Consider the following 8,819-nt stretch of genomic DNA (forward strand, 5'->3'; position numbering starts at 1 on the left):
CACACTCCTCAGAAAATGTTCAGCTTTCTTGAATATCGGCATTGATAAAGACATTGACCGGGAAATCCCCCAGGGCAGCGCTGATCAACAGCTCCTTGTCTGGTGTGACTGCGCTTGTCTGAAAAAGTCCCTTCCAGTTTTGAGTTGTGGCGGCGAACGGTAATTTCACCCGCGTATCGCCCCAAACCTGGGCAGGAATCAGGGGCAGCAGCGCATTTTCGAGCAGGCGCCGGGGCCAGCGAGGCACCACCACCAACACGTGTTTGCCGTGAAGTTCGCGGCAGAACGCAACGACATGATCGGCCAGTGGGCCAACCACCTCCAGAGCGGTGTAGGCGCCGTCGCTGAACAGCTCGACGTTAGCCTTGCGCAAGGCGAGTACTTGCCCGATCACCGCCTGCTTGATACGCCCGTCGCGCCAGCTGGACAGCAGTTCACCGATGTCCGCCGGGTTTTCCAGGGCGCGTTGCCGCGCCTGGAAGTCCACCGGGCGCCGGTTGTCCGGGTCGACCAGGCTGAAGTCCCAGTACTCATCGCCCTGGTACACGTCCGGCACACCCGGCACGCTCAGATGAAGCAAGGTCTGCGCCAGCCCGTTCAAGGCGCCGGCGGGAGCGATGGCCTGGGCTGCGCCGGCAAGAGCGTCGCGCAACGGCTTGCCGGTTTCACTGAGCAATACGCGCTGCACAAAGGTCTCGACGCCGCGCTCGTATGCCTCGTTCGGCGCGCTCCAGCTGCTTTGCAGCTTGGCTTCGCGCAGCGCTTTCTGTTGCCACTGCCAGAGGCGTTGCTGATAGGCCTCAAGGTCAGGGTTCGGCTCCAGCGGCCAACTGCCGAGCAGCACTTGATAAAGGATCAACTCGTCGCCCGCCGAGGGGCTGTCTGGCGTCTCGCGCAACGGCGCGGCCAGGCTGCGCCAGTGTTCGACCTGCTCGGCGTACCAGGGCGCGCACTCGCTCAGTACCGCCAGACGCGCACGGGTGTCTTCGCCACGTTTATGGTCGTGGGTGGCGGTGGCCAGCAAGTTATGGGGGAAGCTCTTCAGACGCTGCTGATTCACTGCATGAAAATCGGCCAACGGTGCGCTGAACTGCTCGGTGCTGAAGCCTACGTCGTTACGCGACAGCAACACCGCCGAACGATAGAACGCCGTATCTTCCACGGCCTTGGCTGCGGCAGGTGAGGTCAGTTGCTGGAAGCGCACGCAGGCATGCTTGAGCATCTTGCGCGCACGGCCCAGCGGGCGATTGCGCCACGGTTGCCCACCCAGCCATTGTTCCAGGTGATCGAGTACCGGCCAGTCGCCCTCGTTCAGCGTGCTGCGCGCGCCCTCCATGGCCTGCTGGAAGATCTTGTCGTCAGCCGCGCTGCGCCCGCGAGCGCTGATGTAGGTGCGGTACACCGGAAAATGCACGATCAGTTCCTGTAACGCGCGGCGGATCGCGCCCAGGGTCAGGTCGCGGGTCATTACGTCGTCACGGGCCACTTGCAACAGCGCCTGGGCCACACTCTCGAAATCGCCGCCCAATGAACCGTTGAGGATTTGCTGGCGGGCCAGCCGCGCCTCTTCGATAAACGCCGACGGCCGTTCGCTGTGGCGCGACCATAACTCGGCGAGCGGCGCGAAACCGTCCGGGTGATGCTGCAGCAATGACAGCTGGTTCATGAATTCGTAGCCGGTAGTGCCGTCCACTTGCCAGTCTTCGCGCAGGGTCTCGCCGTCACCGAGGATTTTTTCCACGAAGATCGGCAAATGCCGCTGCGGCGACAGCGCATCCACCCGGCGCCGCAGCTTGCGGCAGTAACCACGTGGGTCGGCCAGCCCGTCGATATGGTCGATGCGCAGGCCATCGATCAGGCCTGCGCTGATCAACTCGAAAATCTTCCCGTGAGTGGCCTCGAACACCGCCGTGCGCTCGACGCGCAGGCCACCCAGTTCGTTGACGTCGAAGAAGCGCCGCCAGTTGATGTCGTCCGCCGCCGTGCGCCAACTGGCGAGGCGGTAGCTCTGTTCTTCCAGCAACTGATGCAGGCGGGCGAAACCCTCAGGCGTGCGCCCGTCGAACGCGGCGAGGCGCTGTTCGATGGCGGGCAATACCTCGCCGGCCCGCTCGGCCAGTGCCTGTTTCAGCCAGCCGGCTTCGGCGTAGGCATCGTCCTGATACGCCAGGGCGGCGAAGCGCTCGGCCAGCGGCTTGAGCGGTTCGTCGTTGCCCAGGATCAGTGCGTAGTCCCGTGGACAGATCGGGAAACGATGTTCGTAGTGCTCAACGTAAAAGGCGCCGTGCGCCGCCTCGAACTTCAGCACCAGGTTGCCGCTTTGCAACGCTTCGCCGTAATCGCTGCCCAGGAACGGCATCAGCAGTTGGCCCTTGAGCAGCGGGTCGGGTGAGTGCCATTGAATGTCGAAGAATTCGCTGTAGGGGCTCAAGCGTCCCCATTCCAGCAGGTCCAGCCACCAGGGGTTGTCGGCGCCGCCCACGGCCATATGGTTAGAGACGATGTCGAGGATCAGGCCCATGTCGTGTTCGCGCAACGCGGCAACCAAGCGCTGCAACGCCGCTTCACCACCCAGTTCCGGGTTGACACAGGTGGGGTCGACCACGTCATAGCCATGCATCGAACCGGCCCGCGCCTTGAGCAGGGGCGAGGCATACAGGTGACTGATGCCCAGTCGGGCGAAATACGGCACCAACGGCACCGCATCATCCAGGGTGAAGCCTTTATGAAATTGCAGACGCTGAGTGGCGCGCAGGGGCAGTGCTTTCATCGGTCACGCTCATAGGCTTGGTTGCGCGCGACGGCCAGCAGCTCGAGGCGGCGCGCGGCGCCGGCATTGTCGAGCAGGCTGGACGCTTCACCGGGCAGGCGGCGGCGCCAGTTGGGGTGGGTGTCGGTGGTGCCGGGCAGGTTGGGTTGTTCTTCCATGCCCAGGGCATCCTCCAGGGGCAGCAGCACCAGCGGCGCACGGGTGTGGCCGAGGTAGCGCACGCTGGCATCGATCATGTGGTCGGTGTCGTTGCGGATCTCATCGACAAAGTTCTGCGGGTCCTGGCTCAAGGCCTGGCGCAATGCCTGGCGTTCGCGCAGGCGGTGTTCGCTCCATTGATCCACGGTCGGCGCGTCGATCAGGCCCAGTTCGATATTCCATTCGATGTCACGGCTGTGCCACCAGCCGTTGAGCGTCGGCAAGTCGTGAGTGCTGGTGGTGGCCAGGGCGTTGTCGGGCCAGTCGAGGATCGGCCTGAACTGGCCTTCATGGTTTTGCTCGAACAGCAATACACGCATGCCCAGAATTGCCCGGCTGCTGAGTTTTTCACGCAGGCCGTCGGGCACGGTGCCGAGGTCCTCACCGAGGACAATGGCCTGGTGACGATGGGATTCGAGGGCCAACAGCCGCAGCATGTCGTCCACCGGGTAATACAGGTAGGCGCCTTCGCGCGGTGAAGCCCCGTTGGGGATGACCCACAGGCGTTGCAGGCCCATCACATGGTCGATTCGCAGGCCGCCCGCGTGCGCGAAGTTAGCCCGCAGCATTTCAATAAAGGCACGGAAACCGTGGCGTTTGAGCCCCTCGGGGGAAAACGCGGAAATGCCCCAACCCTGGCCTGCACGGTTGAGAATGTCCGGTGGCGCGCCGACGGTGAGGTCGGCGAGCAATTCGTCCTGGCGACTCCATGCCTGGCTGCCACCGCCGTCCGCACCCACCGCCAGGTCGGCGATCAGGCCGATACCCATGCCGCTGCCACGCGCGGCCTGTTGTGCGCGCTGCAAACTGCGGGCGATCAACCACTGGGTAAAAGCGAAATAGCCGATTTCATCACGGTGCTCCTCGGCAAACTGTGCCAGCGCCGGGCTCTGCGGCGTACGCCAGTCTTGCGGCCAGTGACGCCAGTCGAGGTCTTCCCCGGCGGCGGCGCGCAATGCCTGCACCGCTTCGAAACGGCAGTGGTTTTCCAAGGCTTCGCCGCCAGCCTGACGGAAGCTCTGGAAATCGGCATGTTGCGGGTGGTGGCCGTGGCGGAAGTCGTCATACAGGGCGCGCAGCAGGCGCTGCTTGGCTTTGGCGGCGGCGGGCCAGTCGATCAGCGTGAGCTGTTCAAGGTCGTGCAGTTCATCGGCCAGGCCTGTGGCCTCGATGGCATTGCGCACTTCACGTTCACCCAGGATGCACCCGGGCGAGGCATACAAGCTGTTGAGAAACAGCCGGCTGGAAGGCGAGTAGGGGCTGTAGCGCTCGGCATCGGCGCTGAACATCGCATGCATCGGGCTGATCGCCACGGCGTCGGCCCCGCGTTCGGCGGCCGAACGGGCCAGGTGCTCCAGGGCCAGGGTGTCGCCGAACCCCCCGTCGCCGAGGCGGCGCAGCGAGTAGAGCTGGGCGCTGATGCCCCAGGCGCGGGCGGGGTCATTTTGCACCGCTTCGGCCACGCTGTAGCACTGGGCGGGGGCGACGGCGAGGGTGAACGTCTGGCCGTCGATATGCGCCTGATGGTAGCCAAGGGCGATCACGCCGGGCAGCACGGCATCACCATCCAGACGCAGTTCCAGGCTTTCGCCATCTTCCAACTGCACGCGGCACGGCGTGTCCGGGGCAAAGAAACGCGCCAGGTCCAGGCCTTCGCCGCTGTCGACGGTGATCAGCGGGGGCAGATGCTTATCCTGCTGTACGTGTTCCAACGACTGCAGGCTGGCCTCGATTTCGGCCTCGGTATCGGCCGGGTGACCCAGCCCCTTGAGCACGGCGCGCAGGGCGTCGGGTTTCACATGTTGTGGGCGACCATTGGCATCGATCCAATCGACGGCCAGGCCCGCGCGGCTGGCGAGTATTTCCAGGTTCGCTTCACTCAAGACTGTTCTCCAGCAGGGAATAGGGACACGCGTGCGCTGAAGGGCGGCAACTGCGCCGCCGCAGGGTCGGCAGGCGTTTGAAAAATCACGTGGGGCGAAGCCGGCTGATCGACGGGCTCGGTGCTCAGGTTCAGATCGATTTGCAACACGCTGCCATTGCCCAGGCGCCAGCGCGCGCTAACGGCACTGTCAGCCAGCACCTGCGCGCCGAGGGCCGCGCTGCCAGGCAGATGAGGCACTACGTATTGATGGCGCAGGCTCAATAAATGTCGATAGAGCTGGGCATGCTCGTTTTCCACCAGGGTTGGCCTGGATTGCAGGAAGGTCGTCAAGGCGTTGGGATCGGGGATGCGTTCGCGCTGCTCAGGGTCATGAAACGCGGCGAAATCGGCAAACTCGTTGCGTCGACCTTCACGTACAGCCTCTGCCAGTTCCCCGTGATGGTCGGTGAAGAACAGGAAAGACTCGCCAGCATTGACCTCATCGCCCATGAACATCAGCGGGATCATCGGCGACAACAGCAACAGCGCGGTCGCCGCCTTCAACGCCTGGGGCGGGCACAGCTGGTGCAGGCGTTCGCCCAGGGCCCGATTGCCGATCTGGTCGTGGTTCTGTAAAAACGCCACGAACGCGGTCGGAGGCAATTCGCCGCTCGGTTCGCCGCGTGCATGGCCGTGGCGAGTGGTCTGGCCCTGATAGATAAAGCCTTCAGCCAGGCAGCGCGCCAATTTGGCCGTGGGCTGCTCGGCGAAGTCGCTGTAGTAGGCGTCGGTTTCGCCGGTGAGCAGCACGTGCAGCACGTTGTGGAAGTCATCGTTCCATTGTGCGTCGAAATCATGTTGGAGCAGGCCGGCCTGGTTCAGCTCGTTTTCCAGCATCAGCCATACGTGGCGCCCGGTGTCGACTTGCTGGCGTACTCGCTGCGCCAGCTCCTGGAGGAAGCCGGGGTTGTCGATGGCGTGCACTGCGTCCAGCCGCAGGCCGTCGAAGCGGTATTCCAGCAGCCACATCAGGGCGTTATCGAGGAAGAAATCCCGCACTTCGCGGCGTTCGAAATCAATCCCCGCGCCCCAGGGTGTGTGCACGTCTTCCTGGAAAAAGCCCTTGGCGTACTGGCCCAGGTAGTTGCCATCGGGACCGAAGTGGTTGTAGACCACGTCAAGGATCACCGCCAGGCCGTGCTCGTGGGCGCTGTCGATCAGGTGCTTGAGTTGTTCGGGGGAGCCGTAGGTTGCTTGCGGGGCGTAGGGCAGTACACCGTCGTAGCCCCAGTTGCGCTCACCGGGGAACTGCGCGAGCGGCATCAATTCGATGGCGGTCACGCCCAGCTCGGCCAGGCGCGGCAGGTGCTTCTCGACTTCGGCGTAACCGCCCATCGCGCCGACGTGCAGTTCGTAGATCACCGCCTCATGCCAGGGGCGCCCCTGCCAGTGGGTGTGCCGCCATTGATAGGCGAGCGGGTCGACCACGCGGCTCCAACCATGCACATCCAGGGCCTGGGCCCTGGACGCGGGGTCGGGAACTTCGCGTTCCCCGTCGATATTGAAGCGATAGAGCGTCCCGGCGGGGCAGGCTATTTCGACTTCAAACCAGCCATCTGCCTGGGGCAGCATGGCGATGGATTTTCCTTCTTGCAATTCAACGCTGACATAAAACGCGTCTGGCGCCCACAAGGCGAAACGCGTGTGTTGCGCGTCCAGCATCAGTGCGCCGTGGGGCCAGGTTTCCAAAGTCCGTAACGGCATCTATGAAGACCTCTCTTGATTATTTAGTCGATTTCCCCAGTGCTTTAACCACCAGTTGTTCGTACAGCTCGGCGTAGGGTTCCACCGCCTGCGACCAGTTGAACGGTTGGGTCATGGCGCGGCTGCGCATGGCGTTGAGCAGGCCGGGGAAGGAGAACACTTTGAACGCGCGCTCCAGCGCGGCCTTGTAGCTGTCGACGGTGGATTCGTTGAACAGAAAACCGGTTACGCCGTCTTCAATGGTGTCGGCCAGGCCACCGGTATTGCGCGCCACCGGCAACGAGCCGAAACGCTGCGCATACATCTGGCTCAGGCCGCAGGGCTCATAACGCGAAGGCATCAACAGGAAGTCGCTGCCGGCGAACATGCGGCGGGCGTCGGTTTCGTTGAAGCCGATGCGCACGCCGACCTGGCCCGGGAAGCGCAGCGCCAGTTCACGCATGGCGTGTTCCTCTTCCGGCTCGCCGCGCCCGATGATCGCGATCTGGCCACCGTTTTCGACAATGAAGCTGGCGACTGCCTCGGTCAGGTCCAGGCCTTTCTGGTAGACCAGTCGCGAAACCACGGCAAACAAAGGGCCGGTGGAATCGTGCAGGCCGAACAGTTCGCGCACGTGGGCGGCGTTGATGGCCTTGCCTTCCCAGTCACCGATATTGAAGTTGTGGGTCAGGTGGGTGTCGGTGGAGGTTTCCCAGCTTTCGTCGATCCCGTTGGGAATGCCGCTGAGCAGGCCCTGCTGGGTCTTGCTGGCGAGGAAGCCGTCCAGGCCGCAGCCGAATTCCGGCGTGGTGATTTCCTGGGCATAGGTGGCGCTGACCGTGGTGATATGGCTGGAATAAGCCATGCCGGCCTTGAGAAACGACATCTTGCCGTAGAACTCCATGCCTTCCTGTTGCAGCGCATGGGGCGGAATGCCCAGTTCCGGGGTGCAACCCAGGCTTACCACGCCTTGGTAGGCGAGGTTATGAATAGTGAACAGGGTCGGGGTGCGTGAACCACGCCAGTGCATATACGCCGGGGCCAGGCCAGCGGGCCAGTCGTGGGCGTGCACCAGGTCCGGGCACCAGTGGATCTGTGCCAGGTTGGCGGCCATGTCGGCGGCGGCCAGGCCCAGACGGGCGAAGCGGATGTGATTGTCCGGCCAGTCGCGGCCATTGTTGGCGCCGTAGGGTGTACCTTCGCGCTCGTACAGCTCGGGACAGATCAGCACATAGATGACCAGGCCGTCCTTGAGGTCCATGCGCCCGATCTTGCACGGCGGCAGCGCAGCGTGGCCACCCAGTTCGCCAATGATGTGAATCGGGTTGTCGCTTTCCATCACTTGCGGGTAACCGGGAATCAGCACACGCACATCGTGCAAGTGAGCCATGGCGCGGGGCAGGGCCGCCGACACATCGCCCAGGCCGCCGGTTTTCACCAGGTCGGCAAACTCGGACGTGACAAACAGCACCTTCTTTCGGTTGGGGTTATGACTGGACACCGGCCGCACCGTGTTGAGGTCGACGACCAAAGGGGTCGACCCGCCAACTGGCTGACTAACACGCTCTCCCTGAATACTTGCTGCGGCACTGATCATAATTCTCTCCAACGTGTTGGTTAGCTAGTGGCCCGCTGCCATTAGCTCGATGACCGCTTCCTGCGGCCAAGCGCACAAGCGCACGACAATCTGGCAAGGCGTATGCCAGTTGCTCGGATAACTAAAAAGATTGGATGGACGGGCATGTAGCGTGAATCGCGGAGTGCTCGCCTTGCCTTAAAACTTGACCAGGGGCCGAGTTGAAAAGTTTAGTTTTTTTGCGGGGTTTTTGTTTTGGAAGGGACCCATCGGTCGTGAGTCTAGGCCAGATCCCGGAGCCTGTCGGGTTTAAAAGGCATTTTTGTAGGACAAAAAACGTTTAACCTTATGCCGGCGGACACCCGGATCCAAATGTGGGAGGGGGCTTGCCCCCGATAGCGAAGAGTATTGACTGGCACACTTCCATCGGGGCATAGGTATCTACACAACTCTGTAGCGCCCAACCGTAACCACGATGCGAAGCGAGTCGCTCTTGATCTCGATCTGCTTTTGATCTTGATCTCAGGCGCCCCGTTAAACCACGCTGGCCGAACGCAGGCTGGAATCCGTGGGCAACCCGGCAGGACGCCGGGTTAGCCGCCCCGCGCCATGGATGGCGCGTGGCGGCGGCCCACGGATTCAAGCCTGCGTTCGGGCACACCGAGCCT

General features: G+C 63.0%; 4 protein-coding genes. All 4 read right to left on the minus strand.

Annotated elements, in window-relative coordinates; all coding sequences use genetic code 11:
* Window positions 1-19: 19 nt before the first annotated feature.
* Genes CIB54_RS21615 through glgA form a run of 4 tightly spaced genes read right to left on the minus strand, consistent with a single transcriptional unit; the run spans window position 20 to window position 8,172 of the window.
* Window positions 20-2,770, minus strand: a complete 2,751-nt coding sequence (locus CIB54_RS21615; RefSeq protein WP_101220906.1) for a malto-oligosyltrehalose synthase — start codon at window positions 2,768-2,770, stop codon at window positions 20-22.
* Window positions 2,767-4,851: a 4-alpha-glucanotransferase gene (gene malQ, locus CIB54_RS21620; protein ID WP_065952614.1), complete on the minus strand. Its 2,085-nt coding sequence runs from the start codon at window positions 4,849-4,851 to the stop codon at window positions 2,767-2,769. The genes CIB54_RS21615 and malQ overlap by 4 nt, the downstream gene beginning before the upstream one ends.
* A complete protein-coding gene (treZ, locus tag CIB54_RS21625; protein ID WP_101220907.1) occupies window positions 4,848-6,596 on the minus strand; it encodes a malto-oligosyltrehalose trehalohydrolase in 1,749 nt (582 codons plus the stop codon). Before treZ ends, malQ begins: the two co-directional genes overlap by 4 nt.
* Window positions 6,597-6,615: 19 nt before the next feature.
* The gene (glgA, locus tag CIB54_RS21630) at window positions 6,616-8,172 is read right to left on the minus strand and encodes a glycogen synthase GlgA (RefSeq protein WP_065952616.1); all 1,557 of its coding nucleotides are present in this window, start codon (window positions 8,170-8,172) and stop codon (window positions 6,616-6,618) included.
* Window positions 8,173-8,819: the final 647 nt, after the last annotated feature.

This window comes from Pseudomonas fluorescens (genome assembly GCF_002837185.1).
GTDB lineage: Bacteria > Pseudomonadota > Gammaproteobacteria > Pseudomonadales > Pseudomonadaceae > Aquipseudomonas > Aquipseudomonas fluorescens_AM.